General features: G+C 65.4%; 14 protein-coding genes, 1 tRNA gene and 2 rRNA genes (1 of these 17 cut by a window edge). 8 read left to right on the forward strand and 9 right to left on the reverse strand.

Going from position 1 to position 21,704, the window contains the following annotated elements:
* The 3 genes from RSP_RS00020 to RSP_RS00030 form a co-directional block, all read left to right on the forward strand.
* Window positions 1-2,512 (forward strand): 23S ribosomal RNA (locus RSP_RS00020) (it extends 372 nt beyond the left edge of the window).
* A 99-nt stretch (window positions 2,513-2,611) separates the two neighbouring features.
* Window positions 2,612-2,726 (forward strand): 5S ribosomal RNA (gene rrf, locus RSP_RS00025).
* A 45-nt stretch (window positions 2,727-2,771) separates the two neighbouring features.
* A tRNA-Met gene (locus RSP_RS00030) sits at window positions 2,772-2,848 on the forward strand.
* Between the two features lie 180 nt (window positions 2,849-3,028).
* Here RSP_RS00030 and RSP_RS00035 read toward each other — a convergent pair.
* Entirely contained in the window at window positions 3,029-4,300 is a 1,272-nt protein-coding gene (locus RSP_RS00035; protein WP_147175754.1) for a type IIL restriction-modification enzyme MmeI, read from the reverse strand.
* A gap of 122 nt (window positions 4,301-4,422) precedes the next feature.
* Between RSP_RS00035 and RSP_RS00040 the strand changes: the two genes are divergently transcribed.
* The 3 genes from RSP_RS00040 (at window position 4,423) to RSP_RS00050 (ending at window position 8,693) form a co-directional block, all read left to right on the forward strand.
* A complete protein-coding gene (locus RSP_RS00040; RefSeq protein ID WP_011336730.1) occupies window positions 4,423-4,833 on the forward strand; it encodes a hypothetical protein in 411 nt (136 codons plus the stop codon).
* Between the two features lie 676 nt (window positions 4,834-5,509).
* Window positions 5,510-6,931 carry a plasmid recombination protein gene (locus RSP_RS00045; protein ID WP_011336731.1) on the forward strand — a complete coding sequence of 474 codons (1,422 nt, stop codon included), beginning with the start codon at window positions 5,510-5,512 and terminating at the stop codon, window positions 6,929-6,931.
* Window positions 6,932-7,187: 256 nt separating this feature from the next.
* Complete coding sequence (locus tag RSP_RS00050) at window positions 7,188-8,693, forward strand: hypothetical protein (RefSeq protein ID WP_011336732.1); 1,506 nt, start codon at window positions 7,188-7,190, stop codon at window positions 8,691-8,693.
* A 640-nt stretch (window positions 8,694-9,333) separates the two neighbouring features.
* Here the strand turns inward: RSP_RS00050 and RSP_RS00055 are convergent.
* From RSP_RS00055 to acuR, 4 genes are read right to left on the reverse strand one after another with little or no spacing between them, the layout of a single operon-like run.
* Window positions 9,334-9,603 (reverse strand): hypothetical protein, encoded by a 270-nt coding sequence (locus RSP_RS00055; RefSeq protein ID WP_017140022.1) that lies wholly within the window; start codon window positions 9,601-9,603, stop codon window positions 9,334-9,336.
* 19 nt (window positions 9,604-9,622) lie between these two features.
* Window positions 9,623-10,321 carry a dimethylsulfonioproprionate lyase family protein gene (locus RSP_RS00060; protein WP_011336734.1) on the reverse strand — a complete coding sequence of 233 codons (699 nt, stop codon included), beginning with the start codon at window positions 10,319-10,321 and terminating at the stop codon, window positions 9,623-9,625.
* Window positions 10,322-10,340: 19 nt separating this feature from the next.
* Window positions 10,341-11,321, reverse strand: a complete 981-nt coding sequence (acuI, locus tag RSP_RS00065) for an acrylyl-CoA reductase (NADPH) (RefSeq protein WP_011336735.1) — start codon at window positions 11,319-11,321, stop codon at window positions 10,341-10,343.
* 15 nt (window positions 11,322-11,336) lie between these two features.
* Window positions 11,337-11,996 carry an acrylate utilization transcriptional regulator AcuR gene (acuR, locus tag RSP_RS00070; RefSeq protein ID WP_011336736.1) on the reverse strand — a complete coding sequence of 220 codons (660 nt, stop codon included), beginning with the start codon at window positions 11,994-11,996 and terminating at the stop codon, window positions 11,337-11,339.
* Window positions 11,997-12,528: 532 nt separating this feature from the next.
* Between acuR and RSP_RS00075 the strand changes: the two genes are divergently transcribed.
* A complete protein-coding gene (locus RSP_RS00075; RefSeq protein ID WP_011336737.1) occupies window positions 12,529-14,112 on the forward strand; it encodes an ABC-F family ATP-binding cassette domain-containing protein in 1,584 nt (527 codons plus the stop codon).
* A gap of 373 nt (window positions 14,113-14,485) precedes the next feature.
* Here the strand turns inward: RSP_RS00075 and RSP_RS00080 are convergent, their stop codons facing one another.
* The 4 genes from RSP_RS00080 to RSP_RS00095 are packed head-to-tail and all read right to left on the reverse strand — an operon-like array spanning window position 14,486 to window position 20,215.
* Window positions 14,486-15,253: an ABC transporter ATP-binding protein gene (locus tag RSP_RS00080; RefSeq protein WP_011336738.1), complete on the reverse strand. Its 768-nt coding sequence runs from the start codon at window positions 15,251-15,253 to the stop codon at window positions 14,486-14,488.
* Entirely contained in the window at window positions 15,250-17,226 is a 1,977-nt protein-coding gene (gene fhuB / locus RSP_RS00085) for a Fe(3+)-hydroxamate ABC transporter permease FhuB (RefSeq protein WP_011336739.1), read from the reverse strand. Before fhuB ends, RSP_RS00080 begins: the two co-directional genes overlap by 4 nt.
* Complete coding sequence (locus tag RSP_RS00090; protein WP_011336740.1) at window positions 17,223-18,122, reverse strand: iron-siderophore ABC transporter substrate-binding protein; 900 nt, start codon at window positions 18,120-18,122, stop codon at window positions 17,223-17,225. The genes fhuB and RSP_RS00090 overlap by 4 nt, the downstream gene beginning before the upstream one ends.
* Window positions 18,116-20,215, reverse strand: coding sequence for a TonB-dependent receptor (locus tag RSP_RS00095; protein WP_011336741.1), 2,100 nt, complete (start codon window positions 20,213-20,215; stop codon window positions 18,116-18,118). The genes RSP_RS00090 and RSP_RS00095 overlap by 7 nt, the downstream gene beginning before the upstream one ends.
* A 326-nt stretch (window positions 20,216-20,541) precedes the next feature.
* Between RSP_RS00095 and RSP_RS00100 the strand changes: the two genes are divergently transcribed.
* Window positions 20,542-21,675: an ROK family transcriptional regulator gene (locus tag RSP_RS00100; RefSeq protein ID WP_017140024.1), complete on the forward strand. Its 1,134-nt coding sequence runs from the start codon at window positions 20,542-20,544 to the stop codon at window positions 21,673-21,675.
* Window positions 21,676-21,704 lie beyond the last annotated feature (29 nt).

Below are 21,704 nucleotides of genomic sequence, written 5' to 3' on the forward strand. Positions count from 1 at the left end.
GAAGCTCCAGGAGACATATCAAGTAGGGCGGGACACGTGAAATCCTGTCTGAAGATCGGGGGACCACCCCCGAAGGCTAAGTACTCCTTGCTGACCGATAGCGAACCAGTACCGTGAGGGAAAGGTGAAAAGCACCCCGACGAGGGGAGTGAAACAGTACCTGAAACCGGACGCCTACAAGCAGTCGGAGGGTCCATGAGACCTGACGGCGTACCTTTTGTATAATGGGTCAACGACTTGGTCTCACGAGCAAGCTTAAGCCGGTAGGTGGAGGCGCAGCGAAAGCGAGTCTTAAAAGGGCGTCGAGTTCGTGGGATCAGACCCGAAACCAGGTGATCTAGCCATGAGCAGGATGAAGTCAGGGTAACACCTGATGGAGGTCCGAACCAACACCCGTTGAAAAGGGTCTGGATGACTTGTGGCTAGGGGTGAAAGGCCAATCAAACCTGGAGATAGCTGGTTCTCCGCGAAAGCTATTTAGGTAGCGCCTCGGACGAATACCTCGGGGGGTAGAGCACTGCATGGATGATGGGGGCCCACAGCCTTACTGAGTCTAAGCAAACTCCGAATACCCGAGAGTACTATCCGGGAGACACACGGCGGGTGCTAACGTCCGTCGTGAAGAGGGAAACAACCCTGACCTGCAGCTAAGGCCCCCAATTCGTGGCTAAGTGGGAAAGCATGTGGGACGGCCAAAACAACCAGGAGGTTGGCTTAGAAGCAGCCATCCTTTAAAGATAGCGTAACAGCTCACTGGTCTAGATAAGCTGTCCTGCGGCGAAGATGTAACGGGGCTCAAGCCACGAGCCGAAGCTCAGGATGCACAGCAATGTGCGTGGTAGCGGAGCGTTCCGTGATATAGCTCATTGTGTGTTTATCGAACGCACCACCGGTCCGAACGAGGGCACTGCCCTCAAGTAGCGAAGCGGTAGGGCGCGCGGTAGCGCACACAAAGAGCTTTCTGTGAAGCCGGGCCGTAAGGCATCCGGTGGAGAGATCGGAAGCGAGAATGTTGACATGAGTAGCGACAAACAGGGTGAGAGACCCTGTCGCCGAAAGTCCAAGGGTTCCTGCTTAAAGCTAATCTGAGCAGGGTAAGCCGGCCCCTAAGGCGAGGCCGAAAGGCGTAGTCGATGGGAACCAGGTTAATATTCCTGGGCCAGGAGGATGTGACGGATCGCAGGTGTAGTTCGGTCTTATCGGATTGACCGGGCTGCTGAGCGGTCCCTGGAAATAGCCCTCCATCAGACCGTACCCCAAACCGACACAGGTGGACTGGTAGAGAATACCAAGGCGCTTGAGAGAACCACATCAAAGGAACTCGGCAAAATGCCTCCGTAAGTTCGCGAGAAGGAGGCCCCGTCTGTAGGCAACTATGGGCGGGGGGCACAAACCAGGGGGTGGCGACTGTTTACTTAAAACACAGGGCTGTGCGAAGCCGCAAGGCGACGTATACAGTCTGACGCCTGCCCGGTGCTGGAAGGTTAAAAGGAGGAGTGCAAGCTCCGAATTGAAGCCCCAGTAAACGGCGGCCGTAACTATAACGGTCCTAAGGTAGCGAAATTCCTTGTCGGGTAAGTTCCGACCTGCACGAATGGCGTAACGATCTCCCCGCTGTCTCTGATGTGGACTCAGCGAAATTGAACTGTGTGTCAAGATGCACACTTCCCGCGGTTAGACGGAAAGACCCCATGAACCTTTACTATAGCTTCGCACTGGCATCAGGATTGTGATGTGCAGGATAGGTGGTAGGCATCGAAGCGGGGACGCCAGTTCCCGTGGAGCCAACCTTGAGATACCACCCTTCGCCATCTTGATGTCTAACCGCGGCCCGTTATCCGGGTCCGGGACCCTGCGTGGTGGGTAGTTTGACTGGGGCGGTCGCCTCCCAAACAGTAACGGAGGCGCGCGATGGTGGGCTCAGACCGGTCGGAAATCGGTCGTCGAGTGCAATGGCAGAAGCCCGCCTGACTGCAAGACTGACAAGTCGAGCAGAGACGAAAGTCGGCCATAGTGATCCGGTGGTCCCGAGTGGAAGGGCCATCGCTCAACGGATAAAAGGTACTCTGGGGATAACAGGCTGATGATGCCCAAGAGTCCATATCGACGGCATCGTTTGGCACCTCGATGTCGGCTCATCTCATCCTGGGGCTGGAGCAGGTCCCAAGGGTATGGCTGTTCGCCATTTAAAGAGGTACGTGAGCTGGGTTTAGAACGTCGTGAGACAGTTCGGTCCCTATCTGCCGTGGGTGTAGGAGACTTGAGAAGAGTTGCCCCTAGTACGAGAGGACCGGGGTGAACGATCCACTGGTGGACCAGTTGTCGTGCCAACGGCAGTGCTGGGTAGCTATGATCGGACAGGATAACCGCTGAAGGCATCTAAGCGGGAAGCCCCCTTCAAAACAAGGTCTCCCTTGAGGGCCGTGGAAGACCACCACGTCGATAGGCCAGAGGTGTAAGCGCAGCAATGCGTTCAGCTGACTGGTACTAATTGCCCGATAGGCTTGATCTGACCCGGTAACAGCAAGGCTCAAAAGCCAACGCTCTACCCCAGATCAGAAGCAATAGACCCGGAACAAGCAAAAGCCTGATGTTGTCGTTTCTTCTCCGGTCTGGTGGCCATAGCACGAGCAAAACACCCGATCCCATCCCGAACTCGGCAGTTAAGTGCCGTCGCGCCAATGGTACTGCGTCTCAAGACGTGGGAGAGTAGGTCGCCGCCAGACCTGAAAAGAAACGAACATCCCTCCAAACGATACAAAACACCCGGACGCGGGGTGGAGCAGCCCGGTAGCTCGTCAGGCTCATAACCTGAAGGCCGCAGGTTCAAATCCTGCCCCCGCAACCAGAAAATGCAAGTATATCAACGCACTAGCCTCGCATATCGCGGGGCTTACTGCGTTCCGCTTCCAGCCGTGGAAGCACCGTGGAAGCAGATGAACCCAAGTCGTGCTTGTGGCAAGCCGGCCACGATCCGCGATTTTGCGAAATCGTCGGGCATCTGCTGTCGCGGGCAGGGGGCATCGCCTCAGCGCGCCGGATGGTAGGCGCCTGTTGCGGTCTTGGTGGCAAGGCCAAGGGCCGTCATGCTGTCCAAGAGCGGTTGCACCGATGCGGCGCGGGTGCGTTTAAAGGTGCGGGCGAGTTCTTCTGGCGTGGCTTGGCCCAAAGCCGCCAAGGTGTCGCGCACGGCGGATGCTTGTTCGGGCAGGGTCTTGGGCCAGTCGGGTTTGGTGGCGGTGGGGGCGGCCGTGTCGCCCAAGTCTAGCTTGCCGGATTGGGCCGTGCTGCCAGCGCCGGTGGGGTTTTGATAGTCGGGGCGCAGACAGCGGATCAGGCCTGCGTCTTCTTCGGCGGCGCGGGCGTGGTTCAGCGCAACAAGCCGGTGCAGGATTTGATCGTCGGTCAGATCGGCGGGCCAGCCGTAAGCTTCGGCCACGGCGCAATCTATGCGGCTGTGAATGTCGTGCAAGAGGCCGATCAGGCCATCGTCGTAAATCTGCTTGTCCCTGCCTTCGATCTTGGCCCCAGCGCGGCGCAGGTCGAGGACGTTATACATCTGCGTCAAGGTCAGCTTGGGATGCACCTTCTGGCGTTCCTTGCGGTGGGCATCAAGTTCTTCGCCCAAGGCCCGCAGCGTGACGGTTTGCGCCTCGGTGGGGGTCGGGAAAGGGAAGGGGTCGAAACAGCGGGTGCCGTTGTAAACGGAGTCATTACCGACACCAAGCCAGCCGCCAGCGGCGATGCTCCATTGGACATGGAAGCGACTGGACAGCACTGACAAAATCCACGCGTCGTCACAGGCGATGACCCGTAGTTTTTGATCCGGTAACAATGAACCCGGCAAAAAGCTAAATGTGCGGTGCTTCGAGGTTTCAACGGTTGCAATGAAACGCGAAAGCCCCTTCTGAGCATTTCTAAGGTCTAAATTGTTTCGGCGATGCAGCCACCACTTCTCGCGCAAGTCTTTGTCACGATTTGCGTCTCTAAGGGGTTTCACAGTGTCCAATAGCCACTGAAATACGGCGGGTGCCGCGTTTCTGAGTTCGGCTTCGGACATCGGAAACGCATCAATTACATAGCGATCTAGCTGGCCCGTGATAAGTTGTTTGCCATTGCTATAAGGACGTAACAGCGAATTTGGCAAATCGCTGTGCGGTGAAATCTTCCGTGCTGTTGCTTCGGATACAACCATCCCTTCGCCATGTGGAATGACGCCCATAAAGCAAAGCTGGTGATTGCTTTGCAACTTCTTGCAGCCAGAAATGTCCGCGCCAGCTTGTAGATTGGCGAATATCATTCCGCGCTGCATATCCAGCAATACGTCTCGACCCTCGCTAGCATCGGCGATTTTGCCTCGGACGCCACGATGAACAAACGCCCTTCGCCAACAATATTATAATCAGTGCGTCGATTTCAGCAATGATCATTGCTTCTCCGCTCATTGTTTCGGCGTTCTACCTACTATACGTGAGCGAACGAGATGCGGGCCACAAATACGGCCGCTATCTTCGCCAGCAGTTTGAAAGCATTGCCCAGCAAGAAAGCAGCTTTATATCTTGGGAGAGCTGGGTTGAACAGGAGCGCAGAGCAAACGATAATTATCGTTACGATGTCCAGAGAAGTTTGGCGATCTTTATCTTGATCGGCACCTACTATGCGATCGCTTGCGTGTTTGGCTCTTCTGCGCTTATTAAGATGCTATTTGTATCATCATCGGCAAGCAAGTTCGCTTGCCCTTTTATTGGATTAGGCTATCTTGGGTATGCATGGGCTGTTCTCAAGTATTCTCGTTCTATGCCAAAGCCGGTCAGAGACATGATACTTGACTAGGCGAGCATATTGGTTATCGATCCGGGGAGAGCTTTCCCTATTTCATAACTGGTACTTGGTGGAGGCAATTGCTGTGCGCTGATCGGACTGTCGCCTTGGCGCTATACTACAACCCCTGATCTGCCACCGCTAATTTTTGGCACACGAGCTATCCAGGCATATGCGAGCGACAGCACGCGGCTGCTTTGTCCTCCCGCTGCAACTCGCTCAAACGGCAGCTTAGAAGAGTTGCCCTGAAGAGGGCGACCGGCCGTTTAGGGCCGGGTGAACAGGTTGTCCCGAGCGCGCCTTCCCATACGCTACGGCCGCTTCCTGCGCATAGCGGACGCTCGCTGGTAGAGCGCAGTCGAAAAAGGATCCCGTGCGCAATACTGTGCCTCCGATGGGCAAGATCCGTCCTTCTCCCGCCTGCGGCTCCGGAGGTGGGCTCCAGCAGCACCTCCGGAGCCGCGGGTGCCTTCGGGGTTCAGGGGCGGAGCCCCAGCGAACGGCAGCGCGTGGGTAGGGGCCGCAGGGCCCGGACCGCGAGCTGGTTAGTGAGTTACTGACCCCCGCAGCCTCGCGTGCCGCCCCCCCCCGGATCTGACCGCCGTAGTCCCATCGAAGAATCTTCGCCCATTTTCTTCCGCGCTGGACGCGTCAGAGGAATCTCCCGGCCTCCCTTCCGGAGGCCCCCATGTCCGATCCCCGTCCCGTCGTCGCCCGCTGCGAGGGCATGTTCCCCGCCGACCTCGCCCGGTACGAGGCCCAACGCACCCGCAAGGGCGGCGACCTCGGGCACATCGACGCCAGCCGCTCGCACCTGAACCGGCCCCTTCTCGGCGAGGCCGACTGGGCGAAGCAGGCCATGGCGGAGATCGAGGCGATGCGCGCCGAGAACTACGCCGACGAGCTTGAAGCCCTCCAGCGCCGCGGCCGCAAGAAGGAGATCCAGAAGCGGATGGTCGAGGGGCCGAAGGATCCGTGGCGCGCGAGCCGCCACGGGCCGCTGCGCGAGATCATCCTGACCGCCCACAAGGACTGGTTCAACGAGATCGTGTTCGACGGCAACCGGATGGACTTCGCCGCCCGTGAGCGGGCATTCGAGGACCGCGCTGTCGCCTGGCTCCAGCAGACCTTCGGCGACGACATCGTCCACGCCCGCGCCGACCTCGACGAGACGACCTACCACATCCACGCCGTGCTGGTGCCGCGGGCGGTGGTGAAAGTGAACGGCGCGACGCGCCGGATGCTGCAGCCCTCGATCCACCCGCTGATCGAGGACTATGAGAAGCTGCAGGACAGCGTTGGCGCGTGGTTCTCGGCGATCGGCCTCGCGCGCGGGGAGAAGCGCGCCGAGGCGATCCGCGAGGCGGCGGCGAAGGGCGACCCGATCCCGAAGAAGCGGCACCACTGCCGCCCGAGCGACTGGCGCCGCCGGCAGGAGGCCGAGGTGATCCGGCAGCGGGCCGAGGTCGAGGCCCGGGAGGCCGCGACGGCGGAGACCGCAGCGGCGCTGGACGCACGACGCGCCGATCTCGCTCACCACGAAGAGCGGCTCGCGGCCGAGGATGCGCGCCTCAGTGCGGTTGCCGCGACTCGGCGGGCAGAGGCGGGGCGGCTCGATCACCGGGTGGAAGCCGTGGTCGCGCGGGAGACGGTCGCAGACGAGAGGATGGCCGAGGCCGACGCGGTGCTCGCCGTCGCGGAGGGGCCCGGCGCGGGCGCCTTTGACATCGACGACGCCGGGGGCACGCCCATGCTGACCGAGCGGCCGGAGAACCCCTCGCTGCTCGCCCGGCTGAAGCGCCCAGTCGCCGGATCCGACCGTGGCCGCGCCCGCGCGGTGGCGGCGCTGGGGGCCGCCTGGACGCGCCTGCGCAAGGCGGCCGGGGAGGCCGCGGAGGCCCGCCTCGCGCGCGAGCACGAGGACCTGCGCAAGGCCGACGAGGCGCTGCTCGAGGTCGCGCGGACGCTCCCCGAGACGGCACGCGAGCGCATCGCGCGGGCACGCCCGACGATCGCCCGCAGCCTCACCGGCATTGGCCTTACCCTGCGCCGCCTGCGCGGACGCGACGGGGGTGCGCAGCGGGATGAAAGCGGGACCGGAGAGAAATGAATCGCGTCCCAGCAGACGCTTGCACGAATTCCGCAGAAGACTCCAGCCACGCTCCCGCGAATTTCTCTTACCGGTCTTCTTCCGCCACTCTAGCACCGGCCTCTGGAAAAGCTGTGCGGCAACGCCTCGCGCCCTCAATCAATCGTTGAGGCCGTTCTTTCGCTTCGTCACGCAGGAACACCCACCTGGTCCACTGTGGCTACCGTTGCGCCAAGCTGGCCGGTGCGGCACGATGGTGTGCAATCGAGGGGGCAGAATGTCCGGCTGGTGGGATTGGGTAGAGAGCGTTGGCAAGACCTATAGTGGCACGATCACCGTACTGGCGCTAGCCGTCGGCTTTGTGGCGATGATCTTCGCTGGACTCGCGCTGCGCCCGAAGCGTGGCCCGAGCGAAATCGACCTTCTGCGGGACCACCACGGCTGGCGCAAGCGTCTGGACGACCTGAACCCCGACTGGGCCGACGCGTGGTTCGCCGGAATTGCAAGGTTCAGCGGCTTCGCCAGCCGACTTTATGGCGAAAGGTTGCTTTCATGGCGGGCGTTCGACAAGGCGCTGATGATCGCATTCCTCTACCCGATTGCCGCGTTGCTCCTGGGCTGGGCGCTGTTCGATGCCGGACGCTTGGGGGAGAGCGAGTTTCTGCCCGAGGGGCTCAAACTGTGGCGGCGGACGCTCTTGCTGGTGGCGATAGGGCTTGGCGCTGGCGTGATGTATCTGGTCGCTCAGCATTACGGTAAAATCGAGGCGGCGATAAGCCGGTACTTAATGCCGTTGCAGAAGAGGTTAGACAACCTGCCCGTTCTTCCATCGCAGGCGGGGGGATTTTCACTGCGTGTGCTGGCGGGATTGGCTCCATCCGCTGCCCTCGCCCTTGCCGCTTACTTCGCCGTTGCCGGTGCCGGTGCCGCTGCCGTTGGCGTTGCCCTTAGCGTTGCCGTTGCCGTTGCCGTTGCCGTTTGCGTTGGTGTTGTTGGTGCCGCAGTCGTAGTCCTCGTCATCGCGGGAGCCGTTGGTGTTGCCGCTGTCGTGGCCGGTGCCCTAACCTTTGCCGGTAACGACTTACTCACACCCCCTGCAACCGTCCTGCTCTTTCTTGGCTTCCTCCCAATTCTCAACGCGCTAGCCGATTTCCTCTCCATCGCAGCCACCCGTGCTTTTTTGCGCCACATCGCCCCCGGTCCTGCCCGCCCACACGGCGCCTCGCTCCTTGCGGTGTTGGCAGGTGTCCTGCTCGACTTGGTCATCGCCGCAACCTGCCTTCTGGGCCTGCTCTGGGCGATCACCGCCGGCCTCGATCTCTGGGCGCATATGCGCCCCGCCTCGCTGCCCTTCGACTGGCGAGCCTATAGGGCGAGCCTCTGCGCGGGCGATCTGGAGCGGGGAACGATGCTGTGGCTGATGCTGCTCACTACCCTCGCACCCACCGCAGTGCATCTGGCCACAGGGCTGGGCGCGGTGCTCACCCGCACTGCCAAGATCGACCGTGAAATCCACGCTCTGCTCGGCCCCGCCGCCGAAAAGCTCGAAGCGAAGCATGGTCACGGAGTGTGGGCCATCGACGAAACCCGGCGCGGCCCCGAAGTTCTGAGCGAGGACGACTTGCATAAGCTCGATCTGCTCTACGCCCGCAGGAGTTTTGACAGCAAAGTCGTTTTCGCGCTCCTCCTGCTGCTGACCATGGCCGTGCTAGTGGCGGCCGTTGCATGGCTGCTTACCCCAGCCGCGGCGACAATTTGTGCGAGCCTCCCCGCACCCGCTTGAGCGATGCGCAGACCTTGTTTTGGTCGTCAGCCAGTCCAAGGAGACTACCCGCTGACACGCGCGCCAAAACCACAGAGAGCGACGCCTACGGCCCCTGTCCGCTAACTGACTCTGACCACCAGCGAAACTCGATAGCTTCAGCTAACGGCCTGCTGCGCAGAGCATTTACGCGAGCCGCCGTGTGCCGACCGCACCAGCCTCGCCGCCTGGCGCGGGATGTTTGAATCGCATTTCACGCACATAGTCACGTTCGTGGCCCTCTCGGTTCACCCGGGTCGAGCTTTTCTGCATGTCGGATCCAATTGCGACCGTGCCCAAGCGGTAGCGGCGCTGGGTGCCGCCTGGATGCGCCGGCGCAGGTCGGCCAAGGACGCCGCAGGCCCGCCTTGCGCGCGAGCATATGACCCGCGCAAGGCCGACGAGGCGCTGGTGGCGCGGGCGCTTCCGGAGGCTGCACGCGAGCGCATAGCGTAGGGCGCGCTCGATGATCGCGCGCTGCCTCACCGGCATCGGCCTCACCCTGCGCCACCTCCGCGGACGCGATGGGGGTGCGCAGCAGGACGAAAGCGGGGCAGGAGAAAAATGAACCGTTTTGCTGCAGTGGTTTGCAAGAAACTTTGTGTTTTTTTGCCCTGAATTATTAGGCCTTCGAAAGGCTCAGATCCAAGTCATCCGCGCCCCGACGGAAGCGATCTTCCGGATTGGTGGCACGGACCGACAACGCCATGCACAGGAGCACCGAAATGGCCATCACCCAGAAGCTCGAAATCGTGTCGAGCAACGCTACCAAATCCGCCGCCGCCCGGCCCACCCGCCTTCGTCCGACAGCGGCCCCGCGATCCGCAACCTTGATGGTCGCAGGATGCTGCACCCCCCCCCAAGCCTGCGCTTCGCCCCCGTCGGAGATCACGCAGCGGCTCGTTGCGGCTTCATATCCCTTTCTCGATTCGAGCCTTCCGCGGCGAACTGAGTTTCATTCCCGGCTGGTTCAGCCGTTCTTCCGAACCCGTCCAGGCATAGGCCAGCAGGCAGGGCGACAGGTCACCCGTCGTGATCCGGTGTTCGAGGCCCGGCCGGTTCAAGATCAGGGACCCGGGCGCATGAACCGCGGCGTCGTTCTCGGACCAGGCCCCCGCGACCGAGATGTAACTCTCCTCGATGTCCTTGTGGCTGTGCTGCGGATAGGTCGTGCTCGGCGCAAAGAGCACGAAGCCCAGGATCAGTCTCTCGGCACAGATCGGGCCTCGCGGACCGAGGATTTCGCAATAGGCATATTTGCGCGCGAGTGCCTTCGGAACCTTCTCGTAGCCGTATTCCCAGGTGAGCCTGCCTGCGACACGGGCCAGCGCCCTCGACATGCCCTGGACGGCACCCCTTTCTCCAAGATCGAGCGCGCGGCCGAGGTGGGCCGTGACCGGCTTCACCTCGGGGGGGCGATCATTGACCGCCGGGTTCGCTTCAACGATCAACGCCAAGGAATCCCGCACCCGCTTGCGGTGAGTGCGGATCGGGCGGCTCCCCCCGTCCGAACCCTGACGGTAGAGCGCATCGAACTCGTGGAGAAGGTAAAGCCAGTCAGGGCAGTCGTTCAGACGCAGCTGTTCTACGCGTTCGGATAAGGAGTGCATACCGCGCTCTCTCGGCAGGTCAGGGGGTGACCGGAATGACGATGCGTCCTCGGACGGTCCCGTCAAGGAACTTCGGGGCGGTCTCGATGACCTCGGAGAAGGGCAGTTCGGTCGTCATCTCCTCGAGCTTTGCCGGATCGAGATCGCTGGCGAGCCGAGCCCAGGCCGCAAGGCGGTCGGTTTTCGGGCACATGACGCTGTCGACCCCGGCCAGGGTCATACCGCGCAGGATGAAGGGCGCCACCGACGCGGGCAGATCCATTCCCGCGGCAAGACCGCAGGCCGCGACGACGCCCCGGTATTTCATCATCGAGAGCATGTTCGCCAGCACCGTGCTGCCCGCAACATCGATGCCGCCGGCCCAACGCTCCTGCCCCAGCGGACGGACCTTGCCGGTCAGTTCGTTGCGGTCGATCACCGACGCGGCGCCCAGACCGCGCAGATACTCCGCCTCGGAGGCACGGCCGGTGACCGCAGCAACTTCGTAGCCCTTCGCGGCAAGAAGTGTCGTCGCAACGCTGCCGACACCGCCAGCGGCGCCGCTCACGACGATCTCGCCATTGCCGGGCACGACCCCGTGCCGCTCGAGCGCCAGAACGCAGAGCATGGCCGTATAGCCCGCCGTGCCGATCATCGCCGCCTGCCGCAAGTCGAGGGGCGCCGGCAGCGGAACCAGCCAGTCGCCGCGGACCCGTGCCCGTTCGGCCAGCCCGCCCCAGTGTTTTTCCCCCACGCCCCAGCCATTCAGGATGACCCGGTCGCCGGGCTTGAAATCGGCATGGCTGCTTTGTGCCACCGTGCCCGTGAAGTCGATGCCCGGCACCATGGGGAAGCGCCGCACGACCGGCGCCTTGCCGGTGATCGCCAGCGCGTCCTTGTAGTTCAAGGTCGAATAGGCGACGTCGACCAGAACGTCGCCCTCGGGCAGCTGGTCCTCGGCAAGCTCCGTCACCGAAACGGACTGCGTATCGTCGGATTTCTCTATCAGAACGGCTCTCACGGCCTTCTCCTTCGGTTATTCCTGTGTCCGGGTCACGAAATGGCGACCGAACGTCCGGGTGAAACTGTGCAGCGGGTCGGGCCGCAGCTCGAGCTTGGCGCGCAGGATCGCGCCCTCCCATCCGATCCAGAACGCCTCGGCAAGGGCGTCGGGGTCATGATCCGCGGACAGCTCTCCGCAGGCCTGCGCCTCCCGGAAGAGCTGCGCCGTGCGTCTCTGCCATGTCTCCAGAACCCCGATGAGCGCAGCGCGGAAGTCGTCGGGCAGCGCCCCCATCTCCTGGCCCAGGTTGCCGACGAGGCATCCGCGCCGGAAGCCGTGGCGGGCCATGCCCTCTTCGGCCATCCTGGTGAAGAGGCGCAGCCGTGCCAACGGCGCGAGGCTTCCATCGAGGAAAGCCTGATCCAGAAGCCTGGCGAAATAGGTGTCGTAAGCTTCGATGAGTGCCAGGCCGAAATCGGCCTTGTTGCGAAAGTAGTGATAGAAGCTCCCCTTGGGAACTCTTGCTGCCTTCAGGATCTCATCGACTCCGACCGAAGAATATCCCTTCTCGGTCAGATGTTCGAGGCCGGCGCGAATAAGGCTTTGATGAGCGAGGGACGCATCCGGAGCGCCACGCGGACGTCCGCGGCGGGGCTTCTGGGGAACCGATGGAGGGGTGTCTGTCAGAGGCATCCAGAAATAATAGACGGTATGGTCTATTAAATCAAGTGCGGTTGTGAAGCGCCTGCCTCTGCGGTGTAAGCTAAAGAAATATATAGATAATAAAGAAGCAGCGCGAGGTCGGGAAACACGCGGGTTCTGACTTGGTAGCGGTTCGCATGGTTGTGCTGACGGTGCCGATCGGCTCGGCCCTCGCCCGGTGGACAGAATGGGCCGCTCAGGCGAGCCTCCTGTCAAAGGCGAACCCGGCAGAAGGCGGTACATGGAGTTTTCGCCGATCACGGCCCCCGAGGATGGCAGCTGATCGATCCCGATCACCACCCATTCCCCGATGGATTCCGAGGGCCGGAAGCGACTGACGTGCCAGACTGGCTCGCCTTGCCGCCGCCGAGACCTTCGAGCCCGGAGGCGCCCTTGGTTCTGACTTGCAGGATCGCCGGGCGACCCCTACTTTCACGCCATCCTGCAATCGGAACTGCCATCGCCATGGACCTGACCCTCGCCGCATTCGCCCCTTCGATCCCGGTGCGAGAAGGTCTGCCCCATGCCTGCCTCCGTTTCCGTCTCCGGCCTGTCCTGGTCCACGCCTGACGACGCGCCCCTTCTTACCGACCTCAACCTGACTTTCGGCCCGGAGCGCACCGGCATCGTCGGGCGCAATGGCGCCGGCAAGAGCACCCTCCTTTACCTGATTTCGGGCGATCTCCCTCCCGCTTCGGGGCTGGTGCGCGTCACCGGTTCCATCGCGATGATGCGGCAGGAGGCGATGGAGCAGCCGGATGACATCATCGCCGATCTTTTCGGCGTGCGGCCTGCGCTTGAATTGCTCGACCGGGCGGAGGCAGGGCTTGCGGATGCCGATGACCTTGGCGATGCAGACTGGACCCTGCCCGCGCGGATGGAGGGGGCGCTCCTGCGCTGTGGTCTGTCGGTCGGGCCGAAGACACCGCTGGCAACGCTATCGGGCGGCCAGCGCAGCCGTGCCGCCCTCGCCGCCCTGATCCTTGCCGAGCCGGACTTTCTGTTGCTTGACGAACCGACGAACAATCTCGACCGGGACGGGCGCAAGGCGGTGATCGACCTCCTCCGCGGCTGGACAGGCGGGGCGATCGTCGCCAGCCATGATCGCGAGCTTCTGGAGGAAATGGACGCGATTGTCGAACTCACCTCGCTGGGGGCGACCCGGTACGGGGGGAGTTACAGCAATTTCCGGCAGCGCAAGGAAACCGAGTTGGACGCGGCTGCGCGTGACCTCGCACAGGCGGAGAAGACCCGCTCCGACGCAGCCCGGCGCGCGCAGCAGGCGAGCGAACGCAAGGCACGCAAGGACAGTGCCGGACACCGGGCGCGGACGAGGGGCGATCAGCCCAAGATCCTGATGGATGCCGCCAAGGGGCGGGCCGAGGCGTCTGGCGGTGCGGGTATGCGCCTGCGCGAGGCCCGGCGCGAAGCGGCAGATGAGGCGGTGTCCGCCGCCCGCGATAGGATCGAGATCCTGCAACCCTTGCGCATGGACATCCCCCCGACCGGCCTCGCGCCCGGCAAGACGGTGCTGCGACTGGAGAGAGTGACCGGCGGCCATGATCCGGATCATCCTTCGATCCGCGAGCTGTCGCTGACCGTGACCGGTCCCGAGCGCATTGTCATTGCGGGGCCGAATGGCAGCGGAAAGACGACGCTTCTGAAAGTCATCACCGGGCAGATCGCGCCGCAGAGTGGCCTCGTCGAGCTTTCGGTTCCATTCGCCCTGTTGGATCAGCATGTCCAGCTGATGGACCCGGCCCTGTCGCTGCGGGACAATTTCCGCCGTCTCAACCCCGTGGCCGATATCCATATCGCGCACGCGGCACTGGCCAGGTTCGGTTTTCGCGCGGGAGACGCCTTGCGTTGCGCGGGAGAGTTGAGCGGGGGCGAGCGTCTGCGCGCCGGTCTGGCCTGTGCCCTCGGAGTCGCCCCGCCGCCGCCGCTACTGATCCTGGACGAGCCGACCAATCATCTTGATCTGGATGGTATCGCAGCACTCGAGGCTGCGCTGGCTGCTTACGATGGGGCGGTTCTGGCGATCAGTCATGATGCGGCATTCCTTGGATCGCTCGCACCGGACAGAACGTTTGATCTCGCGGCATGACCTCCTTGTCCGCACTGCCGACCGCCACCCCGGCTGGCAGGACAAGGAGCGGCGACCGGGAGAAGACCAGGGTCGCTGCGGGCATCCCGAACGGACAGACCGCCAGAGCGGGCAGGGGAGACCCTTCGCAGGGGCGGAAAAGGGCTGGCCGGCCGAGACCGATTGGAAATCCGCGGCGGGCGGCGGGCTCGACCGGGCGGGAGTTCGCATGGTGGGGTAGGCTCGTCCCCGAGGGCCGCCCGCCGACAGTGATCCCTCTTTCGGCGACGTGCAGCAGGATTTCGAAGGCGGGCGGGTGGGGGCGCCGAATGCCGGACCGGGCCCCGACCACGATCCGGCCCACCCGGCTCGGCTGCGCCCCCACGGGATCGGCCTAGGCCGGCACGGCCACCCTCTGACCGTCGGCCCGGTGCAGGACCTCCATCCTCACCGAATAGATCTGTTGAAGCCGCTCGGCCGTCATCAGCTCGTCGGGCGGGCCTTCGAGGACGACCTGCCCCTGCTTCAGCGCGACGATGTGATCGCAGAACTGCGCGGCCATGTTCACCTCGTGCAGCACCACGACCACGCTGCGCCCCTCCTCGCGGCACATGGTGCGGACGAGGCGCATCACCTCGACGGCATGGGCGATGTCGAGTGCCGAGATCGGCTCGTCCAGAAGCAGCGTCGAGGCCTGCTGCGCCACCATCATCGCAAGCCACACCCGCTGGCGCTCGCCGCCCGAAAGCGTGTCGACCAGCCGCTCGGCAAAGCGCGCCACGCCGCATTCGGCCATCGCCCGTGCGACGATGATTTCGTCCCGCGGCCCGAAGCGGCCGAGTGCGCCGTGCCAGGGATAGCGGCCGAGCTCCACCAGCTCGCGCACCAGCATCCCCTCGGCAGGAGGCGTGGTCTGGGGCAGGAAGGCGAGGCGGCGGGCATAGTCGCGGGCGTTCCAGCCCGCCAGCGCGCGGCCCTCGAAGGCGACGGCGCCCCAGGCCTCGATCTGGCGCGCCAGCACCTTCAGCAGCGTCGACTTGCCCGAGCCGTTGTGTCCGATCAGGCCCGTGACCCGGCCCTGCGGCAGATCGAGGCTGATCCCTTCGAGCAGCCGCCGGCCGGGCACGTCGACGGAGAGATCTCGGATCGAGAAAAGGGTCATCGGTTGGCTCGCATCAGTAACCACAGAAGCCACGGCGCCCCGATGAGCGAGGCGAAGAGGCCGAGGGGCAGTTCGTAGGGAAAGCCCGCCACGCGCGCGCCAAAATCGGCCAAGAGCATGAGCAGGGCGCCGATCAGGGCCGCGCCGGTGACGTGATGGGCGGGGCGGGCCAGACCTGCGCGGCGCGCCATGTGCGGCGCCATGAGGCCCACGAAGCTGAGCGGGCCCACGAGCACGGTGGCCGCGCCGGTGGCGAGCCCCGCAAGAAGAATAAGCGCGACGCGGGCCCGCCGGAGCGGCAGGCCGAGGCCGCCCGCCACCCCGGGGCCGAGCGGCAGGATCGCGAGCCAGCGCGCCGTGGCGAGCGCCGCGGCCCAGAGTGTCAGCGCCACCGCGGCAAGAGCCAGCGCTCCGGGCATCAGCACCGCCGAGGACGAGCCGCTGAGCCAGGCCAGAACCGCCCAGGAGCGCGCGTCGCCCGAGGCCATCATCGCCGACAGCACCGCCGAGGCCAGCGCCGAGACCGCGATGCCGGCGAGGAGGATGCGCTCGGCCGGCATCTCGCGGCGCAGGAGATAGGCCGCGACCAGGGCCAGCGCGATCACGCCGCCCGCCATCGTTGCGCCGTGGAGCAGGGGTGCCGTCGGTGCCGCGACGAGATAGATCGCGAGGGCATAGCCCAGAGCCGCGCCGCCCGAAACGCCCAGAACCTCGGGCGAGGCCAGCGGGTTGCCCGTCAGCCGCTGCAGAAGCGCGCCTGCGGTGGCCAGCGCCGCGCCGGCCGAAGCGGCCGCGATGAGCCGGGGCAGGCGCATCGGCAGGAAATCCGCAAAGCTCTGCGTGTCGAGGATGACCCAGCCGCCCGGAACGCGGCCGATCCAGACCAGGGCCAGGGAAACCGCGACGAGCGTTGCCGCGAGCGCGAGGAGCACCGGTCGCGGACGGGCGAGGCGGACCGCGGGACCCTCGGCCGCCTCGGTGCCGGGCGGGGTGGAGCCGCGCAACCGCGGCAGGAGCCAGATCAGGAGCGGCCCGCCGATCAGCCCGGTGAGTGCGCCGGTCGGGAACATCTCGCCGCTTGCCCCCGCCACGGTGAGCACCACCCCGTCGCAGAGCGACAGGAGCAGCGCCCCGATCAGCGACGAGAGCATGAGCCGCTCCGGGATGGTCCGGGCGCCCAGACTGCGCGCGAGGGCCGGCCCCGCGAGGCCCACGAAGCCGATCAGACCGAGCTCGGCCGAGACCGACCCGGCGAGGATTACCGCCACCGCGATGCCCGCCAGCCGGACCGCCGCCACCCGGAGCCCGAGGCTCGCGGCGCCCTCGGCCCCGAGCGAGAGCACGCGGAGCGGACGCGCCAGAAGCGCCGCGGCAAGACCGCCTGACGCCAGCACCAGCGCCAGCGCCCGCACGCCCGACCAGTCCTGCTGCACCAGAGAACCGCCGTTCCAGATGACGAGCGACAGCAGATATTCGCCCTGCGCGAGGGTCAGGGCGGTGGCGATGGCGCTTGACGTGAGGCCCACCAGCATGCCCACGATCACCATCGTGACCGGCGCGAAGGCCCGCCGCGCGCCGACCGCCAGAACCAGCGCCGCCGCCAGCGCCGCCCCGGCCATGGCCACCGGCCAGCGCCCGTCGACGAGCAGGGTAGGCGCGAAGATGGTGGAGAGGACGAGGGCCAGTTGTGCACCCGACGAGATGCCGAGCGTGGTGGGATCGGCCACCGGGTTGCGCAGCACGGTCTGCAGGAGCGCGCCCGACAGGCCGAGCGCCGCTCCGGCCAGAAGCGCGACGGTTCCGCGCGGCATCAGGCCGAAGGCCAGCAGGATCTGCTCGAGGCTCATCGCCTCGGCCCGGAAGGGCAGGGATGGCCAGGAACCCGGGGGCAGGAGGCCCACCGCCGCCCAGGCCCAGAGCGCGGCCGCGAGGAGGCCCACGCCCGCCAGCGCCAGCTGCGCGGGGCGGCTCACAGCCGCAGCTCCGCGGGCCGGGTGAGCGCCGCGCCGAGCAGCCGGGCGAAGCGCAGCGCCGAGGGCAGGCCGCCGAAGGCATTGACCTCGGGCAGCTGATAGACCCGGCCGCCCCGCACCGCGGGCAGCGCCTGCCACAGCCTGGAGCGCGCGAGCCCCCGCCGCGCCTGCACCGGGATCTCGCCCGCGATCACCACGCGCGCCTCGGGCAGGCGCGCAAGCTCTTCGATCTGCACCGGGGCGAGAAAGCTGAACCGCGTCTGCCCCTCCCAGCCGTTCGCGAGGCCGAGCCGCGTCGCCACCGATCCGAACAGACTGTCGAAGCCGAAGGCGCGCAGATGGCGGGCGTCGCCGATATTGACGAGGCAGATCGGCCGGTCCGCCATCGGGGCCAGATCCGCGGCCACGGCATCGAACCGGGCCTCGGCCGCTTCCTCGGCCCGCAAGGCCGCGCCCGGATCGTCGATGGCGCGGGCCAGGTCGTGCAGCGCCGCGAAAGTCTTGGGCAGCGGCGGCTCGCCCCGGATGTAGAACGGCAGGTTCAGGACCGGGGCCAATTGCGTGAGGCGGGCCTCGTAGCGGGTGTAGTAGGGCGAGGTCAGGATGAGATCCGGGCGCACGAGCTGGAGCAGCTCGAAGTTCGGCGCGCCCCGCAGGCCCAGATCCACCACGCCCTCCGGCACCGGCGGCTCGGGCGCGTCCTTGCGGAAGCGGATCAGCTCGCAGGCGGCCACCGGCATGTGCCCGAGCGCGATGGCCGTCTCGAGCATGGCCCAGTCGATGGCGGCAAGGCGCGTCCCGGCCGGGGGAGCGGCCCGCAGGGACGAGGCCGCCGCCAGCGCGAGGCTGGCGGCGGCGAGGAAGCTCCGTCGGCTGAGGGCGCCGCCTCCTACCACTTGTAGCTGATCTTGGCCGAGATCGTCCGGCCCTCGCCGTAGTAGCAGCCGAAAGAGCCGCAGTTGGCGAGGTAGACCTCGTCGGACAGGTTGTTGAGGTTGATCGAGGCGTCCATGTTCTCGCGGCTGTAGCCCACGGCGAGGTCGAGCAGCGTCACGGACTCGAGCGAATAGAGGTTGGCCAGATCGCCCTCGCGCTCGCCGATGTAGCGCAGGCCGCCGCCGAGGCTCACGCCGTTGTCGAAGGCCTTGTCGAGCCAGAGGCTCGCCAGATGGCGCGGCGCGTTGGGCATCTCGTTGCCGTCGTTGGCGCCGCTCGGATCGACCTGCTCGGTGTCGTTGTAGGCGTAGCTTGCGCGCAGGTTCAGCCCCGGTGCCAGCTCGCCCACCGCGCCGAGTTCGAGGCCGGAGGACTTGACCTCGCCGACCTGACGACGGCCCTCGGCCCCGCCGAGATTCACCGTCAGGTTCTCCTGCCGCAGATCGTAGATCGCCGCGGTGAAGAGCGCGTTGAAGCTGTCGGGCTGATATTTCACGCCCAGCTCCCATTGCTTGCCGGTCGTCGGCTCCAGCTGCTCACCCGCGCCGTCCACGCCGATCTCCGGGTCGAAGGAGGTGGAGTAGTTGGCATAGACGAGCGCGCCGGGTGCGATCTCGTAGCCGAGGCCCGCGCGGCCCGACAGCGCCTTGTCCGACTGGTCGATCTCGCCTTCGCCCGCGAAGTTCGTGTAGGTGGTGCCCTCCTGCTTCGACCAGTCGTGGCGCAGCGCGAACGACCCGCGCCAGCGCCCGGCGGTGATCTCGTCCTGCGCATAGAGCCCGATCTGGGTCTGCGTCACGTCGGGCGTGCTGACATACCAGGGCGCGCCGGTGGGAACACCGCCATAGACAGGATTGCGCCAGTCGAGGTCCGTGACGCCGCCTTCGGCGTTGTAGAACTCGGTGACGGTGTCGGCATCGTATTTGCGCAGGTCGAGCCCGAAGAGCAGCTTGTGCTCCATGCCGCCGGTCAGCACCTCTCCGGCAAGCCGCGAATCGAGGCTCAGGCCGGTGGTGTTCTCGCGCTGATAGTTGGCGCCCCGGGTGATCCCGGTGCCGCTGGCGTCGATGCCGGTCACATAATGGCCGGTATATTCCCAGTCGAACTTCTCGTAGCGGAAGCCCTGGCTGAAGGTCCAGCCGCTGTCGAACTCGTGGCTCAGCTCGTAGCCGATGTTGAAGATCTGGCGGTCATGGTCGTCCCAGCCCGGCTCGCCGGTGTAGAGCTCGCGCAGATACTTGTCGTTCCCTTGCCCGGTGAGCGCGAAGGGAATGCCCGGCGGCGAAGTCGGCGCGTCGTCGGTATAGGAGGAGATGATGTCGAGCGTGGTGCGGTCGGTGGGCTTCCAGCGGGCGGCGAGGCCCAGATATCCGCGTTCGAGGCCGATCTCCTCCACCTGGCTCTCGTAGTCCTTGACGATCCCGGTCGCGCGGAACGAGAGCGTGTCGCTCACCGTGCGGTTCCAGTCGAAGAAGCTCTGGCGCGAGCCGTTGTCGTCGAGGCCGACGCCCAGTTCGCCGAAGTCGAAGCCCTGCGCGCGCTTCTGGACCTGGTTGATGATCCCGGCCGGCGAGCCCGCGCCATAGAGCGAGGAGTTGGGACCGTTCAGCACCTCGATCTGCTGCAGCGCGAAGGTCTCGTAGGCCGGGGCGCCCATGTAGCGCAGCTGCCGCAGGCCGTTGACATATTGCGAGCCGCGCGCCTCGAAGCCGCGGATGGTGGGGCTGTCGAAGCGCGGATCGACGCCGTAAGGGTCGCCGAGCACGCCCGGGCTGTAGCGCAGCGCCTGCCCGAGGGTTTCCGCGCCCTGATCCCTGATCTGCTCTGCCGTCACGACCGAGACCGACTGGGTCGTCTCGGCCACGGGCGTGTCGGATTTGGTGGCCGACTGGTTGTAGTCGGCCTTGTAGCCATCGGCCTGAGTGGTGACGTCGGTGGTGGCCGTGACCACGATCGCGTCGAGCTTGATCGCCTCCTGGGCGAAGAGGGCGGCCGGGGCCAGAGCAATGGTGCTCGCGCCTGCGAGCAGCATCGACCGGTGTTTCGTCTTCATGGGAGCCTCGCAAGACAGAGAGCAAATACTCACTCGCTTGAGCAGATGCTCTGGCTTGCTGGGGGCTGGATACAACTTTTCCCACGAGAGTCCAGCCCGTGGGCCGCCGGCACAGCCCCGGTGCCGGGCCTGTGCTCCTCCGGCAACGGCCGTCAGGGCTGCCGTCGGCACAGGGGAGAAACCGGAGGCGCGCAGGGGAAGGGGGAGGCCACCCGGATGCACCCTCCGCGCCCCGCGGGACGGGTGGCTGGTTCCGCGGATGAAAACCGTCTAGAAGCTGGCTTTCGCTTGTTCGATTGCTGTGAGGCCGCGTGACCCGTAAGCCCTTGACCCTGACCGGCAGCGCGCTCGCCGTTCTGCGTGCCCTTGTCGAGCGGGGCCCGTCGACACGTCCGCAGCTGGGGCAGGACCTCGGCCTCTCGCGGCCCACCATGTCGGCCGCCATGGCCGAGCTGATGGAAGCGGGTCTGGTCGAGCCGATCGGATCGGTGCAGGGCGGGATGGGCCGCCGGGCCGTCGAGTATCGGGTGGCCACCCATGCCGGGCATGTGATCGCGGTGGATGCCGGATCGACCCATATCCGTCTGCGGCTCTCGACGCTGGACCGCCGGCTGCTGCATGCGAGCCTGCATCCGCTTCCGAACAGCCAGTATTCGCTGACGCCCCAGATCAGCAGCGTTGTGGCCGATGCCGTGGCCGAGGCGCTGGAGAAGACGGAAGTCGACTGGGGCCCGCTGCTGGCCATGGTCATCGCCATCCCGACGCGGGTCGTGGGCCCTGAAGGGGATACCGCCGCCACCGATCAGGAAGTGATCTTCACGAATTTCACGCCGCCGCCGCAGGTCGACTGCACGCTGGTGAACAACGTGAACTGCGCCGCAGTGGCGGAATATCACTATGGTGCGGCGCGCGGTCATCAGACCTTCGCCTTCCTGCAGGTGGGGGTGAAGATCGGCTTGGGGCTCATGCTGAACGGCCAGATCCTGCCCGGCGTCAATGGCGCGGCGGGCGAGATCGGGCATATCACCTTTCCCTTCGCGCCGGGCCTGACCCCGGTGCCCGGCGAGGCGGAGCGCTACATCGGCACCGAGGCCTTCATGGCCCGGGTCCGGGCCGACTGGCCCAAGGGCTCGGGCCGGCCGCCGGCCGATACCTACGAGCTTCTGGCCCGTGCCGGCGAGGGCGACGCGGCCGCCCTGCGCCATGTCGAGGGCCATGCGGCCGAGATCGGGGCCGTGATCGCGATCTGTGTCAGCGTGATCGATCCGGGCCTCGTGGTGCTGGGCGGCGGCTACGGAGCCTCGCCCCTGCTCAGGCCCAAGGTGGAGGAGGTCGTCCGCCACCTCGCCTTCCCGGCCGAGATCACCACCAGCACTCTCGCGGCCGAGGCGACGGTTCTCGGGGCCGAACGTCTGGCCGTGGACCGCGCCGTCTCTGTCCTGCTCGGCCTGCCTGCCTGAACCCTCCGCGCGCTGCTCCGCAAGAAAAG

This window comes from Cereibacter sphaeroides 2.4.1 (assembly GCF_000012905.2).
GTDB lineage: Bacteria > Pseudomonadota > Alphaproteobacteria > Rhodobacterales > Rhodobacteraceae > Cereibacter_A > Cereibacter_A sphaeroides.

What these genes read in the sequence shown, in the direction of transcription:
- RSP_RS00035 (WP_147175754.1), bottom strand. Translation starts at nt 4,300, where the DNA reads ATGATATTCGCCAATCTACAAGCTGGCGCGGACATTTCTGGCTGCAAG.
- RSP_RS00040 (WP_011336730.1), top strand. Translation starts at nt 4,423, where the DNA reads ATGATCATTGCTTCTCCGCTCATTGTTTCGGCGTTCTACCTACTATAC.
- RSP_RS00045 (WP_011336731.1), top strand. Translation starts at nt 5,510, where the DNA reads ATGTCCGATCCCCGTCCCGTCGTCGCCCGCTGCGAGGGCATGTTCCCC.
- RSP_RS00050 (WP_011336732.1), top strand. Translation starts at nt 7,188, where the DNA reads ATGTCCGGCTGGTGGGATTGGGTAGAGAGCGTTGGCAAGACCTATAGT.
- RSP_RS00060 (WP_011336734.1), bottom strand. Translation starts at nt 10,321, where the DNA reads ATGCACTCCTTATCCGAACGCGTAGAACAGCTGCGTCTGAACGACTGC.
- acuR (WP_011336736.1), bottom strand. Translation starts at nt 11,996, where the DNA reads ATGCCTCTGACAGACACCCCTCCATCGGTTCCCCAGAAGCCCCGCCGC.
- RSP_RS00075 (WP_011336737.1), top strand. Translation starts at nt 12,529, where the DNA reads ATGCCTGCCTCCGTTTCCGTCTCCGGCCTGTCCTGGTCCACGCCTGAC.
- RSP_RS00080 (WP_011336738.1), bottom strand. Translation starts at nt 15,253, where the DNA reads ATGACCCTTTTCTCGATCCGAGATCTCTCCGTCGACGTGCCCGGCCGG.
- RSP_RS00095 (WP_011336741.1), bottom strand. Translation starts at nt 20,215, where the DNA reads ATGAAGACGAAACACCGGTCGATGCTGCTCGCAGGCGCGAGCACCATT.